Genomic DNA, 19463 nt, shown 5'->3' with positions numbered 1-19463 from the left:
GGGTGCAGGCGTTTTTTCGTGATGAAGATAACACTTAATATTTGGCTGACTGCGCACCATCGATCGGGATAATGGCACCATTGATAAAGGGCGCTTCACCCGACAGCAGAAAGGCTACGAGGCGTCCCACCTCTTTGGGGTCACCCAGGCGTTTCGCCGGATTATCCTTCACGAATTCCTTGGATGCAGACTCCCAGTCATTCGGGTTGATTTGTTTAAATGAACCAATAACCATGTCTGTCAGAATGGCTCCTGGAGCAATTGCATTGATGCTGATGCCATGCTCGGCATACTCTATGGCAGCATCCTTGGTCATGCCTGCTACGGCATGTTTACTCGCGCCATAAGCGATCTGGTTTGGCACGGCACGGATGCCGCCTACAGAGGAAGTATTAACAATGTAGCCTTCTCCCTGTTTTTTCATCACAGGCAAAACATGCTTCAATCCGTAAAATACACCCTTCAGGTTGATATCAATGACCTTGTTGAACATGTCCGTCTCGTAGTTCTCAATGAGATTCTGTTTGCCTTCAATTCCAGCGTTATTGAAAAACGCATCAATGCGTCCAAAACCGCTCACGGTATCGCTGACATACTTCTTCACGGCGTCTTCAACTGCTACGTCGCCCTCAATCAACAGAAACTCGGCATTCTGTACCTCATCAGAGATGATACGTTTCGTCTCCTCCAAAGCCTTCATGTTTACATCGACGAGCGCAAGTTTTGCTCCTTCTCGTGCTACTTCAACAGCCGCAGCCCGGCCTAACCCCGAACCCCCACCTGTAATCAGGACCACTTTACCTGCAAATCGTTCAGTCATAACGTTGACCTCCTTTTGATAATTTCTTACCCAACATGTTTAGTACCCGTTTGGTTGTTTACTCCAATCAAGTCCGAGGTCTATGCAGACAACCCGATTAACCAGATTAGTATGCTTCCATAATTAGCCGAATTATTCACCTTTCTGCACTGTGAACCGTTCAAAATAATCATAGTCTGCTCCGTCGGTAAGCCTCCTGCGGGAAACATAACGAAATCCTGTGCGCTCAAGCACCTTGCGGGATGGTACATTGAACGGCTTCACAATGCCAACAATCCGATTCAGCTGGGTTTGCTCGAACAAATACGTCGTCAGGGCGTGCACAGCTTCCGTAATGTACCCCCTATTCCGGTAATCCTTGGAGAGGGCGTAGGCTACTTCACGATCACTGCTGTCCAGCATGTCATTCGGAAAAACGCCACACCAGCCGATAATCCGCTGATCCTCGTTGTGTTCGACGGCCAACATAATACGTACATCAGCCGGGTTAAACTGGTCATAGCTGCCCACGACAAACTGCAGGAAATCATGCAGTTGTTCCTCGTTCATCTTCCAATCGGGAAGGATGTCTGTAATCTCAGGCTGCTGGGTAAACATCCGCAATATGGCCTTGTCGCCCAACGAGAATGGACGCAGGGTAATGTTCTGGCAATGGATAATAAGTTGACTTTTCATATATAACACCTCTGGGGATTTTTTTGGGATGACACGACAAAAAGGAGCACCTCCAATAGAGGCACTCCCCGATTCGTTTCATCATTTCAGAAACGCCGAAGCTCCTCGTAATGAGTAAAAAAGGACACACGTATCCCGTTAATGTTCTAACAGAATTTTACGCGCTGTACTCTTCTCAACCATTACAAGGAATCTGGCATACTCTGAAATCCCCTCTCTCACATACAGATATCGTACAGATGTTATAGCTTAAGGCCGATCGATAAAAATCCAACCCGTTTCTTTTTCCTTATCCACGGTTGCTCCGAGAGACTCTGCCATGAAGCGCAGTGGAACATAAGTCTTCCCGTTTTTGCCCACATAGGCGGATTCAACCATGGTTACTTCCTTGCCTGCAACCGTTGCGTTCTTGGAACCCACAGTCAGGACAATTTCATTGCCTGTAATGTCGTCAATAACAACGATGGTATCTGATCCCTTGGTCCATTTCACCTCAGCATCCAATTCCTCGGACAGGTAACGCAGAGGAACGAATGTTGTATTTTTCACTGTAATGGCGCCATAGATCTCATCTTCCGGATACAGCATAATGCTCTTCCGAGTGATACCGGCTTCGTCTTTCAGCAGCTGATACACGACGGAATTGGAATCAAAGTTGCGCAGCATCTGTCCAGGAGTAATGTCTTCCTTCATCAGATCGATAACGCCACCTGTTGTATCAACCGCATCCACGGTTACCGCTCCACCGATATTCCACTGCTCGCTGTCTGCGTATAGAGTCACGGATTGCAAAGGCAGATCCTCGGAGGCTGGCAGTGCCACTTTCAACTCGGCATTTTGCTTGCGGATATTCAGATTACCATCGAGATAGAAATCGAGCTTAAATGTTGTATCTGTGCCAAATACTGTCTTCAGTTCCGGCACTTCATTCAACAATTCGTTCAACCCTTGATCATAGTTAACCAGAAGCTCGTCGAGCCCCGCCTTAAGCATAGGGTACATGGCTGCAACAGCTGCCTCTTTGGATTCTGGCATTAAGGAGGTCATAGCTCCTGTGTCCACTTCTTCCACCTGGTTGATTGCTGTCAGCAGTGGATAGAACACCTCATACAGATCTCCAATCAGATCCTTGAGTCCTTGCTCATCCTGGGCAACACTTGTCAGGAATGGCTTAACCATGGCAAGAATCTCTTCCCCCGTAATCTCCATATGAAGCTTGGAGAGGCTGAGGGACTCACCGTTAACCGATTCCTGTACAGGCGTAACGGAGATATTTTTCGGATTGGACAGATGCTTCAGGACAAAAGAAAGCAATTTGGGAGAGAGCTCCTCGATCTGCTTTTCCAGAGCCTTGGTATCCATCATCGGAAGTGTTTGCGTGCCTTCCAGAGCCTCGAGTGATATGTACAGCGGCTTCTGCGCACCGTCCAGGTCAATCACCATTTGGGTTTCGTCCATGGAAAGATGGAAAGGCAGTTTAGTACCTTGGAAACTTACCGAGCCTTGGATCGATGCCGTTTGGGCATCCTTCACTTTGGCATTTTCAATGTCCAGGGATACGGAATTTATAAGATCAATCATTTCGTTGTCTTTCTCGGTAGCAAATTCTTTAGCCGGCTCTATGTTAATGTGCATGGACTGTTTAGATTCACCGGATTTTACGTTTGTACTGTTGGCCATGGCTTTACCAATATCCACCCCACCAACAGCTTGACATCCCGTAAGCGCCACCATCATCAAAACGAGTGGTACGGCGATCCACTTGGCTAACCTTCGATTTTTGATACGATCTCCTCCTTAGGAAAAATGTGGTTCATTCCTATTATGAGGCCATCAGGTAAATGTTGTAAACCAGTGGATCGTAAAAACGCCAAAAAAGGCCGGAAATGTGTCCGACCTTTGGATAGAAATTTATTTTAGACGACCTCGTATATTACTCTTTGGTTTCCTCGGCAACCTCTTCAGTCGGTTCATTGTCCTCTGTTGTTACAGGGGTTTCAAATTGATCCGGCTCGTCGTCTTGAATGGCTTTGTTCTCTTCATTCTGGTCCTGTGTCATATCGCAATCCCTCTCTTCTACCGGATTTTCGTGATGATCATCAAGGCATTAGCCTTGTTTCTATCAATAACCCGAATCGGAGCAGGTCAAACATCATCAAGAGTCAATCTAGACTGATTTCAGAAAATATAAAAGACGATTCCATTCCCGGCGGCTGCAGCTGCCTGATATAGAGCCTGAACGTCATTCATTGCTTGAACGATCTCTGTGAATGTCTCATCTGCATCCCAGCCTTCCATGACCGGATAGACGCCCTCCGTAACCATTTGGTCCAGGTCAAAACGTGCCTTTCGTTCATCAGGGTCTAGCTGCTCCAGAGCCATATAGGCTTCCAGCACCTGTTCGTTCGAGAGCAGAAACAGATCCATGTCCGAATAATTCCCCAAATATTGTTCCCCTGACATCGGCACCACATATCCAAGAGGCGGCTCTCCGTCCACCAGGTTACCGGTTAAGGTGAACTGAAGCATCTGCCAGGTTTTATCAATATCCAGATCAACGGAACAGTCATGCACACTGATCTCGCCTGACTTGATCGATTCAATCAACTCGTCGGTCACCACAAGATATCTACCGGACATTCCCATATCATGATCCCTCCTTGGGTTTACTCCTCTTGTCCCCCATTAACCATGCATGTTCCAAAAGAATCGGGGTAAAAAGAGGTAGAAGATATATTACTATTACAAAATCCCATGTTCAATCGTCGCAATACGCATACATCATTATCTCAAGGAGGGACCACACCGATGAAAAAATTCGATTACAGCCTGAATTACGAAGAGCTCGATCTGCGCAAACACCCCGAACTATATACCGTCGGGCGGGGAGAGCAGGGCGTACTGATGGTCGAACCCTACAAGAGTGAGATTCTGCCCTATTGGCGTTTTAAGACACCCGAGATCGCGACCGAATCATCGGAGAAGATCTACGAGCTGTTTTTGGAATATAAGAAAAAGGATGATTTCGTTGGCATGGATATGGCGCGCAAGTTCCTGCAAATGGGGTACACGCGAGCCAGACGATATACAAACCATAAAGGTGGACGCAAATATTCGAAAGAGGACGGTTCAATCCTTCCCTATCAGAATGATAAGGTGAAAGCGGAAGCCGCAGCCATATTCAAGGCGCAGTGGGAGATTGCCAAGACTGACCCGGATTATATTGAAATGAAGAAGCAGCACCGGGAAAAGTACGAATCCGAGAACGAATAGGCAGTTGGGTAAAAAATACATGGCTCATCCTAATACTCCTTTTGATATAATGCATTACGTCGATCTACAGGGCGAAAACATAATAAGAATACCCAAGCTAAAGGAGCCTTCATGAAATTACCTAGTCGCCCTATCTCCATTTCACTGATATGCATCGCCATTTGTCTTTTCATCCTGCTGCCATTACCTGCGTCTGCAGCTCAATCTGAGCTTGCCCGGCAGCATGAAACGACCGCTTTTGGCCCACTGCAAACGGTTGTGGATCAGATGCAGCCCGGATGGAACCTGGGCAATTCACTCGATACGGTAGGTCCGGATGAAACCTACTGGGGCAATCCGCGCGTTACTCCGGAATTATTCGGGAACATTGCAGCACAGGGATTCAAAAGCATCCGAATTCCTGTAACTTGGGACCAGCATATTGGTGCCGCCCCGGATTACCAGATAGATCCTTCTTACATGGCACGGGTTCAGGAAGTGATCGGATGGGCATTTGATGCCAATCTGTACGTCGTGCTTGATCTCCATCATGATTCTTATCTCTGGATCAGCCAGCTGGAGACTGATCATGATCAGGTACTTGCTCGTTACACTGCGGTGTGGACCCAAATTGCGAATCAATTCAAGGATGCTCCACTGAGGCTGATGTTCGAAAGTGTGAATGAACCACGCTTCAATCGAGGAATCACTCAGGCGGATGACATGGGAGCTGGCAGCAACATTGATGAGCCACGGCAGCTTGCCCTTTTGCATGAATTGAACACGACGTTTGTGAAGCTAATTCGCAGCACTGGTGGCAATAACGAAGAGCGCCCACTTCTGCTGCCTACACTTGAGGGTTCACCGACACAGGCTAGGCTGGACAGTCTGAGGCGTAGCATCACTGTACTGAAAGACAAGAACCTGATTGCCACCGTGCATTACTATGGTTACTGGCCATTTAGCGTCAATATTGCAGGGCATACCACGTTTGATACCGATACCAAAAATGATGCTGCCAACACGTTTAACAATATATACAGGACACTCGTCACGCAGGGAATTCCGGTCATTCTCGGTGAATATGGACTTCTGGGATTCGATAAACATACGGATGTTATTGAACAGGGCGAGAAGCTAAAATATTTCGAATTTATCGGCCATGAGCTGAAGGACAAAAAGATCACGTCCATATTGTGGGACAATGGCCAGCATCTAAACCGGGAAACGTATGTGTGGTCCGATCCGGCTCTGTTCCAGATGATTCAGGCAGGCTGGACAGGTCGTTCTGCTGTTGGCGATCGGGATCTGCAGTATCTGAGACAAGGTGAGCCTATTCAGGATACGAAGCTGACAATCAAGTTAAACGGAAACAAACTGGTATCGCTCTATGCGGGTGAACAGCCATTGAAACCTAACGCAGACTATTCATTCAGCGGAAGCACTTTGGTTATCCAAGCAGATGCATTATCCCGTATGGTTAGCAAGGGCGACCAGCTCGGCAAACAGGCCATCATCACGGCGAAGTTCAATCAAGGCGCAGACTGGACATGGAAGTTTGTCGTATCGGCCAAGCCCGAGCTGGAGAATGCATTCGGTACTACAGAGGCTTTCTCCATACCAACGCTCTTTCATGGTGATCAGCTCGCCACCATGGAAGCCGTCTATTCCTCTGGAGAGTTTACTGCTCCGCAGAACTGGACTCCTTACAAAGAATTCCTGACTACATTTGCACCTTCTTATGAAACAAATCAACTGATTCTGCAGCCGGAATGGCTGAGTGAACTGCATAATGGGCAGATTGATCTGGCCTTTCATTTCTGGAGCGGTGAGGTCATTCACTATACGGTGGTCAAAAGCGGGAATCTGATAACAGGGAAGACCCTTCATTGATGAGCCATACATTCAGGCGTAGAATGGACAGCATGGTATATTCTGCGGGTGGAAATTCGTAAGGCTGTTGAAGAAGGTGATGACATGTTATGGGCAATGGGCATCCTCGGTATCATTCTGCATACACTGTGCACGGCAGGTGCCGGTGTAGGACTGGTGGTAGGATTCATTTTTTTCCTGGTCGGTTTCGGAGAAATGAAGAACAGGTCCCGGACTCTTGGCAGTTTACTGCTGAGCAAGGATACGCTAATGATCGTGGGAACGATGGGTGTTGTGCTTGTTTATTTTCTTCTCTCCTACTGGAATCTGAAAATGATTGGTAATGCAACCTTTCCTGGCATGCTGGGTTCCGCGATCAGGGAAATCTCCGGGAGACAGCTGCTAACTGCAGCAGTCTTGTACGCGTTCTGGACAATGATCAGCTTATACTGGCTGCTTCCGAAAGTATTCAGCTTTGATGGATTAGGCCTGAAAATACAGCTGATTGCCCTTGGTGCAGCAGGAGCCAGCATTTTATATGGCATAATAAAAATGGTTATGACATAAACGCTGACAGCAAGGATATATGCTGCCAGCGTTTTTTCTATGTTTCAGGCCCGTGCCCTCTGTGATTTGCCATTCTGAGGACGCGGAGTCAACATCCCTCCAACCACGCGCAGGATCTGTCTGCGTGGTAAAACACGGGCCAGTTGAGCAGTCCAGTAATTCGATGCACCCGGCACAGCATAGGGCTTACCCGATTCCAATGCCTTCATCGCCACTTCTACCACATGCTCAGGTGTATCCCGTTTTCCAACAGAGGCTTCTTCGGCGTTTACAACATCAAAGAAAGACGTCTCTGTCGCACCGGGACATATGGCCAAAAAGCGAACTCCACGCTGTCTATTCTCTTCGTATAATGCCTCTGTGAAAGAAAGAACGAATGATTTGGTTGCGCCGTATACAGCCATAAACGGATCAGGCTGGAAGGCTGCCGTGGAAGAGACATTAATCACCGTTCCATTGCGCGTTTGCAGCATCGCCGGCAGGAATAGATGGGTCATGTTAGTTACAGCCAGTACATTAAGCATGATCTCTTCCTGCTGACGTAAGCCGTTCACCTGTTCGAACCAACCATGTGTTGCAAAGCCTGCATTATTGATTAAGGTATCCACCCGTATGCCCCGATTTTTACATTCATCATAGATCTGCTGTGGTGCATTTACTTCAGAGAGATCCGCTACGATGACCTCTGCTCTCACTTTATATGTTCGTTCTATGCGTTCTGCCAGTTGCTTCAGTTTTGCTTCTGATCTGGCCACAAGCACAACATGACTTCCCTTTGATGCCATTTCCAATGCAAAAGCCTGTCCGATACCCGAGGAAGCTCCAGTGATTAGTGCCCATTGATTTTGAGTCTTTTTCATTTTTCATCCACCTTTTTATACAATCGTTTTTTATTGGAAACACTGTTTCCTAATAAAAACATAGTATCTCCATTTTTTAATCCTGTCAATTCACATTCGGAAAATTGACGATATCAGACACAAAACAGTAGAATACTCATAAGAAACGCAGTTTCCATTAGAAAACAAATATAACGCTACGAGGATGAACATAAATGAAAGATCACCCATCAAATTCTAAGGAATCCATTCATACAGTAACGACTTTTCAGGAAGCAAGACTCCAGCATTCCGAAAATCTACGACAAAATATTGTGCATGCTGCTGCTGCACTATTACAGGAACACGGGCCTGAAGCGGTCACGGTACGACGAGTGGCAGAACGGATGGAGTGCTCCACCAAGATCATCTATAATCTCTTTGGCAAGAAAGAGGGGCTAGCCAAATATCTCTATTTGGAGGGGTGCATACTCCTGTCTAAGTCTTTTGAGGTAGTGCCGCAGCAAACTTCATACCAACAGCATTTTCGTGCACTCGCCTATGCCTACTGGGATTTCGGCATGACGCAATCCAGCTTCTATCAGCTGATGTTTGGCGGATCGTTTGCCGAGTTCAAACCGGATGCAGAGAGTCTGGAAGGAACCGCAACTGCGATGAAGCAACTCATTAATTTGGTGGAATCTGCAAATAAGCAGGAGATGCTTCAGGAGAAAGATTCCCTGCTTGCCGTTCAAATGATCTGGGCCCCCCTGCACGGTGTCATTCATTTGTACCTTGGAGGCCACTTGGAGAGTGAGGCCGCTGCCAAAAAGCTCTATGATCATACGCTATCTATGATTGTTCAATCTCTCTTTGGAACAGACACCAATAAATAATGATCGTCCGAAACACAAAAAAAGGAGTGGAGACCCAGCTTGGTATGCTGTGCCTCTACTCCTTTTGTTACGTTAATACAACTGATATTCTAATTTCTCTACTCAATGGGCGAGCAGAATTAACGCGCTTCACCATTCTCCGCTTCCCAACGTGCAATTTCATTACGAACGATTGGAGCGACCTCTTTACCAAGCAATTCAATGGCTCTCATCACCTCATTGTGCGGCATCGTACCGAGAGGGGTGTGCAGCATGAAGCGTGTGATGCCAACTTCCTTGCGCAGGTAAATAATCTTTTGAGCCACCGTCTCTACGTCACCAACGTACAATGCACCTTCAAGGCTGCGTGCCGCATCAAATGTTGCACGGCTGTAGTGTCCCCAGCCGCGTTCACGGCCCAGTATGTTCATGACAGCCTGTGCTGGTGGGAAGAACTTCTCAACAGCCTCATCCATCGTATCCGCGATGAAACCGTGAGAGTGTGATGCCACTGTCAGTTTGGAAGCATCATGCCCTGCATGAGCTGCAGCTTTTTTGTACAACTCAACCAGTGGAGCAAATTGAACCGGACGACCACCGATAATCGCGAGTACCAGCGGCAGACCGAGCAGACCTGCGCGGACAACCGATTCCTGATTACCACCACTTCCGATCCATACCGGCAGCTTCTCCTGTACCGGGCGCGGGTAGATGCCCAGATTATTGAAGGAAGGACGATGCTTGCCCTCCCAGGTTACTTTTTCCGAATCACGAAGCTTTAACAGCAGATCGAGTTTCTCATCGAATAACTCGTCGTAGTCATTCAGATCATAGCCGAATAGAGGGAAGGATTCGATAAACGAACCCCGGCCCGCCATAATCTCTGCACGTCCATTCGAGATGCCGTCCAGCGTTGCAAAATCCTGAAATACCCGTACCGGATCATCCGAAGACAGTACAGTTACGGCACTGGTCAGCCGGATGCGCTTGGTCTGTGAAGCTGCTGCTGCCAAAATCACCGCCGGGGATGAAGCCGCATAGTCGGCACGATGATGCTCCCCTACGCCGTATACATCCAGACCGACCTCGTCAGCCAGGACAATCTCCTCTACAACATCACGAATACGCTGTGCGTGACTTATGAGTTCTCCGGTTTTCACATCCGGATTTGTCTCTACAAAGGTACTAATTCCGATTTCCATGTTCTGTTCCTCCCTGTTTATGAAGCGATCCGTCGTTCATCTAACCTATTGTAAGTAGATCACCTTTTGTTATGTATCTTAATATTGAACTATTTTGAAGAAAAACACAAGAGCCCTCTTACTCCAGAGGGCATGATTTTGAAATATTATTCTCTATTTCTGTGACATCCATGATTATTTCTTGGTCCCGATGTACAGCAGGTGAGAGGAAATCCCCAGAATGGTAGGATCTTCGGCCTTCTCAATCATGAATTGGATCAGCTCCTCATACTCCCCGTGCTCTTTCCAATACTGCTGCTGTTCTGCTGTGAGCATGGCTCCGAGACTGGATGATCCAATCAGATTCACCGTTTTGAATCCGTGCTGCTCCATGAATGGTTGAATATCCTGAATGTTAAAATAATAAGCCCCTGTGAATCGTCCCTGATCCTGATGGTCGAATGTCCCCTTTTCCACAAAAGCACGAATGGCACCCATATGATCATTTGGTCTCCATTGCTGGGGAGACTGGAGAGAAGTAATGCCCATTCTCATTCGGCTTTGCATCGCTATATACACCATTCCATTCGGCTTCGTTACCCGGTGCAGTTCCTTCACAGCCGCTACCCGCTCCTGTTCAGACTGGAGATGATACATCGGGCCCAGCATCAGCGATGCATCGTATGTATTGTCAGTCATCCCCTCCAGACGGGTTGCATCCAGTACGTGGAATCCCTCGAACTGCTTCGTCAGCCCATATTCCTCAGCTTTCTGCCTTGCGATATCCACGGAAGCAGGTGTCAAGTCTGACAGGGTTACTCGGTATCCATCCCTCGCAAGCTCCATCGCGTATTTCCCTGGCCCTGCGCCATTATCCAGAACAAGTCCCACTGCAGGGAGATGGGCCCTGATGTAATGCATGTTAATGATGAACTCCAGCGGCTCCCGCTCCAGTCTTCCCCACTCGTCAAACCCAGAGTAATAGTCAATGACGCGGTCTCTTGTCATTCCTCCGACACCTTCCTTTTTTTCATATTGAGGTCAAAAAATGCAAAAAACCTGCCACCTCAACTAAGAGGCGACAGGTATGACCTTCGCGGTACCACTCTTCTTCATCCATGAACCATGCCAATGACAGATCTCTCTGTCTCTACCGGGCCACAGAAACTCAGGAGCCTGATGACGGGGGTTAGCCGTCAGGATCTAATCTCAGTCCGTCTGACTGCTGCTCAATCCTGCCGCTCACAGGCGAGTTGGGGATAGGTTGGACTGCCTTGCACCATACGGCAGTTCTCTGAGCCAGCCTTCGTCCTTAGTACTCCTGATCATTGCGTTTGCCTGTTAAATTTTAGACAGTATATATCATCCATATATTTCCTGTCAATTCATCCCGAATGATTCGTTCATGGAAATACACTATGTAACCTTCTAGATCTTTTTCACAAATTCAGACTTCAGCTTCATCGCACCCAAACTATCGATTTTGCAGTCGATATCATGGTCACCGTCGATTAAACGGATATTTTTGACTTTGGTTCCTTGTTTGACAACCAGCGAGCTACCTTTCACCTTCAGATCTTTAATGACTGTCACGGTGTCTCCATCATTCAGAACATTGCCGTTCGAGTCACGTACTACTTTGGTTTCTTCTGCACTCTCAGTTTCGGATTCCAACGTCCACTCATATGCGCATTCCGGGCATACCAGCAGATTACCGTCCTCGTATGTGTATTCGGAATTGCATTTGGGGCAGTTAGGTAAATTGGACATATCGTTTAAACTCTCCATTCCTTTTTTGGGCTTCTCACAAGTATACGGGATTCCTCATGTTCCCTCCAGCGAATTGATCACGTTAAATCCATGTTAGCCCCATTCTGCGTTCGGTTAATGGAATTTAAACAAAATTTAAGGTTCACCTCTCCTTACTTTAAAACGGATCCTATACGATATATCTATCCGGGAGAGATTTCCATGACATATCAAATTCAGATTCAGATTCATATATATTTTTCAAAAGGAGTTTCTTGTCATGCCTATGTCCATGTCTTCTTATGTTTTCCCTGTACAAACAGCTTTCTTTATATTCGTGATCATTGCCATGTTTTTACTTGTTCCGTGGCTGCTTTATGGCTATCGCAAAGACGGCTTCTTCAGCTGGTCACGCTTTGCCGTCAGTTTTTCGTTCATCTTTTATATTCTCGCTGCGTATTGTCTCGTCATCCTGCCCTTTCCGACGACCCGCAATACCTGTGCCCAGCAGGCAGCTGATACGGTATATTACAATCTCGTTCCCTTTGCTTTTGTCAAAGATATTATGAAAGAAACACCGATTGTCTGGTCCCAGCCGTCCACCTACATGGGGATGATCCAAGGCAGGGCCTTTCTGCAAATTCTGTTTAACGTGCTGCTGCTTATGCCTCTGGGCGTCTATATCCGGTATTTTTTTCAAAAGAGATCGTACTGGAAATATGCCCTGCTTGGCGGATTTGGTCTTTCCCTGTTTTTTGAGATTACACAAATCACCGGATTCTACGGCTATTACGACTGCCCTTATCGACTGTTTGATGTCGATGACCTGCTGTCGAATACGTCAGGAGCGGTACTTGGATTCTTCGCAGCTCCGATCCTGCTTGCCCTATTCCCGTCACGTGCCAGCATTCAGGCAAAAAGTGAGCAAATTGTGGAGCAAAACCAGGTGTTCCCCATCCCTCAGCTGCTCGCACTCATCATCGACGGTGTTGTGGTGGTATTTCTATCGAATCTGCTCTCGATCTTCAGTCTATCCAGTGCCCATGTCATTAACAGTGCAGCGAACACAACCATCGCGATGCTCATCGTATTGTTCTTTATTCCGAGTGTCCGGGATGGCAACACGCCAGGCTCCGCACTTATGCGCTTCCGGTATGTTCGCAGGCAGACAGGGAAACCTTCCATGCCATCGCTGTTTAAACGCTGGCTCGCGCTTTATGTGCCATGGCTCATTTTTACCATGATTCGGCTTATCAACGATTTTGCCTTTGTCAATAATGACTCGGGCCTTGAGCCGTATAAAGTATGGATCTCGATTGGAATGATCGGTCTCTATATGCTCATGTTCGGAGCACTCTTCATTCACGTCATATGGGTACTGTTCTCTAGAGGCAGCCGATCATTCTATTGTGATCATGTATCCAATATCAGAGCTTCCCGTAAGTGAATTGAGCAGTAGATTTGGCACTTCGGTCAGCAGCAGTGTAATGAATGGGCGCAAAAAAAGGCGTCTTCCATCAAGCATGATGGAAGACGCCTTTGATCTGTGTACCATGACGCTATAATTGGCTCGTTTACACGCCAAGCAGTTCCCGTTTGGATGACTCTGGGTCATGCGCAATTTCAATTTCATGATTAAAGATCAACGTCGCGCGATTCTCCTCATAAGGAGGCCAGTTTACACCAGCCGTTTCGGGACGGCCATTCTTGGCAAAGGAGATCCAGGCATCCTGCACCTTGCCCGCCAGTTCTGCAGCTGCTGCATCCGGTTCGGCGTTCATGGATTTCAGCGCATGCAGTGTGTTAAATGCAAAGAAGATATCAATGCTGTGGATCGACTTTCTCAGCAATGGATGCTCCGGCATAACCCAATCGAAGCGGTACATCCACACGGGGGCATATTTCTGTTGAGCAGTTGCGTATTGAAGCGCCGAGCGCCAGAAGAACAGATCGGTCATGACCTGAGCCTGTCCATCTGCCGTTTTGGGATAGCTGTCCGCAATCGCTGCACGATTCTCCAGATCCGGCGTCATGAAGTCGACGGCCTGCACCATATCAATCTCTTCCGAATAAGGGACATGCGGCTGAATGAACAGTGCACCTTCATGCAGGGTAGTTCCAATCAATACAGGGATGCCTTGGGCGGCTCCCGCACGTATAGCCTCAAGTGGAGACTGCGGGAGCGTTACTCCATCCAATACGGGCTGGAACAACAAAGCCATGGCAGCACCACTGTGTTTTTTGACCGTTTCGCCAGCAGCAAGAATCTGCTCCGCCGGGATATCTTTCAACTTATGCAGATCATCCTGGGTTACGCCCAGAACCTTCAATACACCGCTTCGGATCTCAGCAGCCTGCTCTGCAGGCATGAACTGCGATGCTCCACTTTGCATAATGGCACGGTGGAACAATCCCTTGGCCGCCGGCATGGCCATCAGTGCAGCAATGCTCATACTGCCGGCAGATTCACCAAATACAGTAACATTGCCCGCATCACCGCCAAAGGCTGCGATGTTATCCTGCACCCACTGCAGGGCAGCAATCTGATCCAGCAGGCCCACGTTGGTTGCAAATCCTTCCCCAAGCGGGGCCATATGCATGAATCCAAGAGGACCGAGACGATAGTTAATGGTTACAACGATGACATCGCCACGCAATACCAGATGGGTTCCATCATACAAGGGCTGGCTTCCCGCACCCGAAGTGAATGAACCCCCATGAATCCATACCATAACGGGGAGAGGATGATGGCTTTCCTTTTCCGGTGCCCAGATGTTCAGATAGAGACTGTCCTCCGACTCGGCAGGAGGCTCTCCGAATATCCCTTCTGCTTGATGATGTCTTGGCTGTATATTTTCAGGTCCGAACTGCTTCGCTTCCCTGATTCCATCCCAGGATTCAGGCGGAATCGGAGCTTGAAAGCGCAATTCGCCCACTGGCGGTTTGGCATAAGGGATGCCTTTCCATACACTCGTTCCATGCAGATGTTCTCCCTCAACCGTACCGTACCCTGTGTTAACTTGAAGTTCTCTCATGTGGCGTATACATCCTCTCTGCTATCAAATGTTCTACATACTATTGAGTATAGAGCCCCGCAAGACCAATTTACAAGTTTACCCAAAAGGACCCGTTTACATACGTTTCACGTGGAACTTTTATGCACACAACGAAGACTCCGCCAAGGGATCGGGCGAAGCCTCCTATGCTCTATTAAACTACATGTCGACCTGTACTTTCACCGGATATGGGATCGTATACTCTGCACCCTCAATCCAAGTTCCCGTCACATAGTCACGTCCTCTGACGACGACCTGATCGGTATACACATCCACCTGTAAACCCTGGCTGCCCTCGAGATGCTCATCCTCATCCGTCCATAAGTACGCTACAGATGCGGCATTAAACATCGCTGGCAAATGACCACCACCTTCGTACATGGTGCGCGGTGCCTCCAGCTGCCAATGGGTATGCCCCGAGAACAAAATTGCCTGAGGATGGCGACTTAAAATGGCCTTAACCTCAGCATCCTGGTTTACACCAAACCACCCCTGATCTTTCATCGAACCCGCTACGGTATCCATTAGCGGCTGGTGCAAAAAGACAAAGATCGGCCGGTCAGGAGATGCCTGTTCCAATAATGCTGACTCGAGCCAATTCAGCTGCTCTACAGACATATCACAGTCCTTCGGATGGGGCTGCTCCGAACCCAAAAAGATATAATGATAACCTTCAATCCAGTGGTCGTGATATGAACCTTTCATGCCTGTAATGGCGGTGAAATCATTCAATCGTTTCTCCCAGATGCCTTCCGTTGTCATAAGGGCATCTGTAATTTCGCTTTCCTTTTCCCACACCCGATCTACATGGCCCAACACTTCACTGACCTCATGAGATGTCATTGTGGTTAGATTAATCGGGGGATCCTGCCTGAGGATGGCTCCTATATCATGATTGCCTACGGTATAACGTATTTCCGGTAGTACATTCCGGTACATATCCAGAATACGCTCCAGTTCCTTGTATTCTTCCGGCAGACCGCGATCCGTTACATCGCCCACATGCATGATTCCGCTGCTGCCCTTGGCATACGATGTAATGTCGGCTAGTGCCTGTTCCAGATGACGGTTGTAAATGTGATCAGCTTGATCTCTCACATGAGTGTCCGTGATGACCTGGAAGCTGACTAGCGGTTGCTCACGTTGTTGTTCATTTTCCATCAGGAATCACTCCATTTCAGTCCAATAATGCCAATCAGGATAAAGCCCATCCAGACGACGGACATCGTCTTCAGGCGTTCTCCCAGAAAGTAGTGTCCTACAATTCCAATCAGCGTAATGCCTACCCCCGACCAGATTGCATAGGCAACCCCAAGAGGCATATACTTCACTGCAAAATTCAACAAGGTAAAGCTTGCCCCATAACAGACAAACATCAGAATAGAAGGCCACAGGCGGGTAAATCCATCGGAAACTCGCATTAGAATCGTACCGCTCAATTCCAGTCCGATGGCCAGCGCGAGCAATACCCATCCTGTATAGGCATGGCTCGTCATCCAGTCACCCCAACTTCGAGCAGTTCATGAAATGACCGTACCGTCAGGTCGGAGAGTCGGATCTGTTCAGGATCACCTACGGCAATCTTCCATGCTGCCCTTGCAGAGCGGGCCATTTCCATATCCCCGTCCGTATCCCCAATCACAACAGATTCGCTAACCGAGACACCCATGCGCTCACAGGCCAGCAATAACATGTCAGGAAACGGTTTGCCCCGTACAACCTGATCGGTTCCCACCACTACGGAGAAAAAGGATTCGATACCCATCCATTGCAGATGACGGAGAGCACTCTCCGTCTCATCTGCAGTAACTACCCCCATCTTCAAACCCTTGTCTCGGCATTGCTCCAGAAATGCACGCACACCCGGAAGGGGCTGGACGGGACGTGCCTTGTTCATGGCATATTCCGCCTGCAACAGACACTCCCTCACAATGATTTTGGCTTCTGCCCAGCTCAGCCCTGCACGGTACCCATGCCACGTCAGCACGGCATAGACTTCCTCCATGGTGCCCATGGCGAGGGGTCCCCGCACATCATATCCATTCATCCGGCCCTTCTCGTCGTGGCGTGTCCCCCAAATATGGGGGATTTCGTCCTTGTCGAACGGAAGACCACGTGCGGTGAGCTCTTCCCTGAAGTTCTCCATGACACAATCCGTCCAGAACCCCCACATCACCGTGAAATCCAGCAGGGTTCCATCCTTGTCAAACAGAATGGCCTCAATCGGGGTAGACAGGTTTCCCAAATTTAATTCAGACATCTTGTTTAAGCTCCTTATTTCACTCGATCCAGTTCCTTCTGAGCCTTTTCCTTGGCTTCCTTAAGGGCCTGTTCAGCAGGCATATTGTTAATCTGCACCTGGTCTGCCGCATCCTTCAATGCTTCGTTGATCTTGCCACCAGTTGGATCCTGGAATGGAGCGGAAGCATGCGCTGCTTGCTGCAGAGGAACCTTGATCTGTGGATTCTCTTCACTGAATGCTTTGAAATCCGGATCTTCCTGCGCAGACTGGCGAACGGCGATGTACCCTGTGTTCATGGACCAAGCCGCTGTATTGGCCGTCTCCGAGAAATACGTCAGCCATTGGTATGCCGCTTGCTGCTGTTCAGGACTTGCTGCAGCCGGGATTCCGGCCATGATTGCACTTGCTACCGGTTTGCCTTGTCCTACACCTTCCCAGCCCGGTTGTTCCATGGCTGCCACGATACTGAAGTCCAGGTCGCCCTGATCACCGCTGGAGCCGGTGTAGCCTGCTGCTTTATTTTTCATGACATCATCAATCGTTTTGTACCAGTACTCCCAGCCTTGTCCGCCAAAGTGAATGCCCATGATCTTGTCATCGTGAATCCATTTGCGGAACAGTTCCCATGTCTCTACCCATTCCGGTGAATCGATCATCACGGTCTTGCCGTCATCACTCAGAATTTGCCCGCCTTTGCCCAGTACGGCATCAACCATGTTTTCGTTGCCCCACATCGGTTCCCAGCCGTAGAAGGTCGTTTTGCCGCTCTCCTGCTTGGTCATCTTCGCGGCAGCTTCCGCCAGCGCTTCCCATGTTGTCAGACTTGCAGGGTCGATCCCATTCTCCTTCAGGGTATCCATCCGGTAATACATGACTTGAGTGGTTCCGTACATCGGTAAAAAGTACTGCTTGCCGTCCACTTTGCCTTGATCCAGGAAGGTTTGGACGTAGTCCTCTTTATTGAAGTCCTGATCGGCAGCAATCATCTCGTCCATGGATGCGTAATATCCTTTGCGAGCCCAGTCCATATTGGCACTGAGTACAGCTGCGGGTACCTTTTTGGAAGCAATCGCTGCCTGCAGCTTTTGTTCCGTCTCCGTATAGTCCGCTTGTACAATACCTTTCACGACAACCTCGTTCTGCGAGGCATTGAAGGCATCAATCGTTTTTTTCATGTTATCTCCCAGGTTACCTCCCAGGCCGTACCAAAACTCAATCTCCACCGGACCGCTGGACGCCGAATCTGCCCCGCTTGCTGCTGCATCTGATCCTGTACCTGAACCACTGTCCGCTGTGGAACCACAAGCCGTAATGAGGGCAAAACTCGCCGCCAGTACCAGTGACATGCCGCCTTTCCACCTGAGTTTCAATTTTTTCCTCCACGCTGTACTCGCCAGACTCCAATTCATTGTGATTCCTCCTATATAAATATGTTGTAAAAATCAGTTTTTGTTTACGCCAGCCGTCATGTTTACACTTTGCATGATCGTTTTCTGAGTAAACAGGAAGAGAATGAGCAGTGGTGCAATAGTGAACGCACTAGCCGCCATTATTTGCGGCCACGCGAGTCCATAGGCTCCGCCTTCTACAAAGAAACTGCGCAGACCTGCGGATACCAGCTGCAGATTCGGGTCTTTCGTTATCAGCATTGGCCAGAAGTAGTTGTTGTACTGGTCGATGAACGTAATCAATACCATTACGGCAAATGTCGAGCGAACCAGTGGAGCTATAATGGTCCACAAAATGCGGAAGTGCGATGCACCGTCGAGCTGTCCAGCTTCCACAAGCTCATGAGACACCTGCATGAATGCCTGACGAATCAGGAAAATGGAAAACACGCTGACACAGTTGGATACGATCAGGCCTGTATAGGAATCCAGCAGTCTGAGTTCGCTGAGAACCAGATAACTGGGCAGATAAACTGCTGTGCTCGGGATCATATACCCGACGAGAATAAGTCCGGTGAGTATGCCCTTCATTCGAAAACGCATGTGAGTCAAGGCGTAAGCCATCATACTGGAGTTGATGATCTGGAATAAACAGATCGCAGCCGCCACACCTGTACTGTTTAGCATGTAACGGGCAAATGGGGCCGACTGCCATGCATCCACATAATTGTTCCAGCGGAACGTCTCGGGCCAGAAGGTCGGCGGGAATTGCCAGATCTCATCATTGGTCTTGAAGCCGCTGATCACCATCCAGTAAAAAGGGAAGGCCATCGCCAGGCTGATAAACGCCAGCAGCAGATATCGGATGGCGGTACCTAGTACTTTTCCCACACGGGGAGCCTTTTCTTTTTGCGTATTTTCACGACTCGAACCTTTACTTGTTTGTTTACTTATCGCGGTCATGTCCA

Annotated in this window: 20 protein-coding genes; 5 read left to right on the top strand and 15 right to left on the bottom strand. The window is 48.5% G+C overall.

Features of this window, described 5'->3' with window-relative positions:
* Positions 1-34: 34 nt before the first annotated feature.
* From MH144_RS13795 to MH144_RS13780, 5 genes are all read right to left on the bottom strand, one after another.
* A complete protein-coding gene (locus MH144_RS13795; protein ID WP_239300871.1) occupies positions 35-820 on the bottom strand; it encodes a glucose 1-dehydrogenase in 786 nt (261 codons plus the stop codon).
* Positions 821-952: 132 nt separating this feature from the next.
* Positions 953-1495: a GNAT family N-acetyltransferase gene (locus MH144_RS13790; RefSeq protein WP_239300869.1), complete on the bottom strand. Its 543-nt coding sequence runs from the start codon at positions 1493-1495 to the stop codon at positions 953-955.
* Positions 1496-1744: 249 nt separating this feature from the next.
* Complete coding sequence (locus MH144_RS13785; protein ID WP_239300868.1) at positions 1745-3232, bottom strand: copper amine oxidase N-terminal domain-containing protein; 1488 nt, start codon at positions 3230-3232, stop codon at positions 1745-1747.
* A gap of 196 nt (positions 3233-3428) precedes the next feature.
* The gene (locus tag MH144_RS30780; protein ID WP_261779986.1) at positions 3429-3554 is read right to left on the bottom strand and encodes a hypothetical protein; all 126 of its coding nucleotides are present in this window, start codon (positions 3552-3554) and stop codon (positions 3429-3431) included.
* A gap of 119 nt (positions 3555-3673) precedes the next feature.
* Positions 3674-4141 carry a DUF1877 family protein gene (locus MH144_RS13780; protein ID WP_239300867.1) on the bottom strand — a complete coding sequence of 156 codons (468 nt, stop codon included), beginning with the start codon at positions 4139-4141 and terminating at the stop codon, positions 3674-3676.
* Between the two features lie 162 nt (positions 4142-4303).
* On the opposite strand from MH144_RS13780, the gene MH144_RS13775 reads away from it, so the two are divergent.
* From MH144_RS13775 to MH144_RS13765, 3 genes are all read left to right on the top strand, one after another.
* Complete coding sequence (locus MH144_RS13775; protein ID WP_239300866.1) at positions 4304-4768, top strand: DUF4385 domain-containing protein; 465 nt, start codon at positions 4304-4306, stop codon at positions 4766-4768.
* A 111-nt stretch (positions 4769-4879) separates the two neighbouring features.
* Positions 4880-6640, top strand: coding sequence for a cellulase family glycosylhydrolase (locus MH144_RS13770; RefSeq protein WP_239300865.1), 1761 nt, complete (start codon positions 4880-4882; stop codon positions 6638-6640).
* A 48-nt stretch (positions 6641-6688) separates the two neighbouring features.
* Complete coding sequence (locus tag MH144_RS13765) at positions 6689-7186, top strand: hypothetical protein (RefSeq protein ID WP_239300864.1); 498 nt, start codon at positions 6689-6691, stop codon at positions 7184-7186.
* Between the two features lie 44 nt (positions 7187-7230).
* Here MH144_RS13765 and MH144_RS13760 read toward each other — a convergent pair whose 3' ends face one another.
* Positions 7231-8046: an SDR family NAD(P)-dependent oxidoreductase gene (locus tag MH144_RS13760; RefSeq protein WP_239300863.1), complete on the bottom strand. Its 816-nt coding sequence runs from the start codon at positions 8044-8046 to the stop codon at positions 7231-7233.
* Positions 8047-8240: 194 nt separating this feature from the next.
* Between MH144_RS13760 and MH144_RS13755 the strand changes: the two genes are divergently transcribed.
* Positions 8241-8900, top strand: coding sequence for a TetR/AcrR family transcriptional regulator (locus MH144_RS13755; protein WP_239300862.1), 660 nt, complete (start codon positions 8241-8243; stop codon positions 8898-8900).
* 119 nt (positions 8901-9019) lie between these two features.
* Here the strand turns inward: MH144_RS13755 and MH144_RS13750 are convergent, their stop codons facing one another.
* From MH144_RS13750 to MH144_RS13740, 3 genes are all read right to left on the bottom strand, one after another.
* Positions 9020-10081 carry an LLM class flavin-dependent oxidoreductase gene (locus MH144_RS13750; protein WP_095360258.1) on the bottom strand — a complete coding sequence of 354 codons (1062 nt, stop codon included), beginning with the start codon at positions 10079-10081 and terminating at the stop codon, positions 9020-9022.
* Positions 10082-10255: 174 nt separating this feature from the next.
* Positions 10256-11068, bottom strand: coding sequence for a class I SAM-dependent methyltransferase (locus tag MH144_RS13745; protein WP_239300860.1), 813 nt, complete (start codon positions 11066-11068; stop codon positions 10256-10258).
* Positions 11069-11488: 420 nt separating this feature from the next.
* Positions 11489-11830, bottom strand: a complete 342-nt coding sequence (locus tag MH144_RS13740) for a zinc ribbon domain-containing protein YjdM (protein ID WP_239300858.1) — start codon at positions 11828-11830, stop codon at positions 11489-11491.
* 259 nt (positions 11831-12089) lie between these two features.
* On the opposite strand from MH144_RS13740, the gene MH144_RS13735 reads away from it, so the two are divergent.
* Positions 12090-13256 carry a VanZ family protein gene (locus tag MH144_RS13735; RefSeq protein ID WP_239300856.1) on the top strand — a complete coding sequence of 389 codons (1167 nt, stop codon included), beginning with the start codon at positions 12090-12092 and terminating at the stop codon, positions 13254-13256.
* 127 nt (positions 13257-13383) lie between these two features.
* Here MH144_RS13735 and MH144_RS13730 read toward each other — a convergent pair whose 3' ends face one another.
* From MH144_RS13730 to MH144_RS13705, 6 genes are all read right to left on the bottom strand, one after another.
* Complete coding sequence (locus MH144_RS13730; protein ID WP_239300854.1) at positions 13384-14844, bottom strand: carboxylesterase/lipase family protein; 1461 nt, start codon at positions 14842-14844, stop codon at positions 13384-13386.
* 180 nt (positions 14845-15024) lie between these two features.
* Positions 15025-16026: a metallophosphoesterase family protein gene (locus tag MH144_RS13725; RefSeq protein ID WP_239300852.1), complete on the bottom strand. Its 1002-nt coding sequence runs from the start codon at positions 16024-16026 to the stop codon at positions 15025-15027.
* Complete coding sequence (locus tag MH144_RS13720) at positions 16026-16361, bottom strand: DMT family transporter (protein ID WP_239300842.1); 336 nt, start codon at positions 16359-16361, stop codon at positions 16026-16028. Before MH144_RS13720 ends, MH144_RS13725 begins: the two co-directional genes overlap by 1 nt.
* Positions 16358-17125, bottom strand: coding sequence for an HAD family hydrolase (locus tag MH144_RS13715; protein ID WP_239300840.1), 768 nt, complete (start codon positions 17123-17125; stop codon positions 16358-16360). Before MH144_RS13715 ends, MH144_RS13720 begins: the two co-directional genes overlap by 4 nt.
* Before the next feature lie 14 nt (positions 17126-17139).
* Complete coding sequence (locus MH144_RS13710; protein ID WP_239300838.1) at positions 17140-18516, bottom strand: ABC transporter substrate-binding protein; 1377 nt, start codon at positions 18514-18516, stop codon at positions 17140-17142.
* Positions 18517-18549: 33 nt separating this feature from the next.
* Positions 18550-19458 carry a carbohydrate ABC transporter permease gene (locus MH144_RS13705; RefSeq protein ID WP_239300836.1) on the bottom strand — a complete coding sequence of 303 codons (909 nt, stop codon included), beginning with the start codon at positions 19456-19458 and terminating at the stop codon, positions 18550-18552.
* Positions 19459-19463: the final 5 nt, after the last annotated feature.

It is taken from the genome of Paenibacillus sp. ACRRY, assembly GCF_022346995.1.
Lineage (GTDB): Bacteria > Bacillota > Bacilli > Paenibacillales > Paenibacillaceae > Paenibacillus.
The sequence above is the reverse complement of the archived record's forward strand: the minus strand, read 5'-3'. Positions and strand labels throughout refer to the sequence as shown.

Excerpts from the sequence above, each read along its gene's own strand:
- MH144_RS13795 (WP_239300871.1), bottom strand. The coding sequence starts at position 820 with ATGACTGAACGATTTGCAGGTAAAGTGGTCCTGATTACAGGTGGGGGT.
- MH144_RS13790 (WP_239300869.1), bottom strand. The coding sequence starts at position 1,495 with ATGAAAAGTCAACTTATTATCCATTGCCAGAACATTACCCTGCGTCCA.
- MH144_RS13705 (WP_239300836.1), bottom strand. The coding sequence starts at position 19,458 with ATGACCGCGATAAGTAAACAAACAAGTAAAGGTTCGAGTCGTGAAAAT.
- MH144_RS30780 (WP_261779986.1), bottom strand. The coding sequence starts at position 3,554 with ATGACACAGGACCAGAATGAAGAGAACAAAGCCATTCAAGACGACGAG.
- MH144_RS13720 (WP_239300842.1), bottom strand. The coding sequence starts at position 16,361 with ATGACGAGCCATGCCTATACAGGATGGGTATTGCTCGCGCTGGCCATC.
- MH144_RS13785 (WP_239300868.1), bottom strand. The coding sequence starts at position 3,232 with ATGATGGTGGCGCTTACGGGATGTCAAGCTGTTGGTGGGGTGGATATT.
- MH144_RS13740 (WP_239300858.1), bottom strand. The coding sequence starts at position 11,830 with ATGTCCAATTTACCTAACTGCCCCAAATGCAATTCCGAATACACATAC.
- MH144_RS13745 (WP_239300860.1), bottom strand. The coding sequence starts at position 11,068 with ATGACAAGAGACCGCGTCATTGACTATTACTCTGGGTTTGACGAGTGG.
- MH144_RS13725 (WP_239300852.1), bottom strand. The coding sequence starts at position 16,026 with ATGGAAAATGAACAACAACGTGAGCAACCGCTAGTCAGCTTCCAGGTC.
- MH144_RS13780 (WP_239300867.1), bottom strand. The coding sequence starts at position 4,141 with ATGGGAATGTCCGGTAGATATCTTGTGGTGACCGACGAGTTGATTGAA.
- MH144_RS13760 (WP_239300863.1), bottom strand. The coding sequence starts at position 8,046 with ATGAAAAAGACTCAAAATCAATGGGCACTAATCACTGGAGCTTCCTCG.
- MH144_RS13775 (WP_239300866.1), top strand. The coding sequence starts at position 4,304 with ATGAAAAAATTCGATTACAGCCTGAATTACGAAGAGCTCGATCTGCGC.
- MH144_RS13710 (WP_239300838.1), bottom strand. The coding sequence starts at position 18,516 with ATGAATTGGAGTCTGGCGAGTACAGCGTGGAGGAAAAAATTGAAACTC.
- MH144_RS13770 (WP_239300865.1), top strand. The coding sequence starts at position 4,880 with ATGAAATTACCTAGTCGCCCTATCTCCATTTCACTGATATGCATCGCC.
- MH144_RS13715 (WP_239300840.1), bottom strand. The coding sequence starts at position 17,125 with ATGTCTGAATTAAATTTGGGAAACCTGTCTACCCCGATTGAGGCCATT.
- MH144_RS13730 (WP_239300854.1), bottom strand. The coding sequence starts at position 14,844 with ATGAGAGAACTTCAAGTTAACACAGGGTACGGTACGGTTGAGGGAGAA.
- MH144_RS13755 (WP_239300862.1), top strand. The coding sequence starts at position 8,241 with ATGAAAGATCACCCATCAAATTCTAAGGAATCCATTCATACAGTAACG.
- MH144_RS13750 (WP_095360258.1), bottom strand. The coding sequence starts at position 10,081 with ATGGAAATCGGAATTAGTACCTTTGTAGAGACAAATCCGGATGTGAAA.
- MH144_RS13735 (WP_239300856.1), top strand. The coding sequence starts at position 12,090 with ATGCCTATGTCCATGTCTTCTTATGTTTTCCCTGTACAAACAGCTTTC.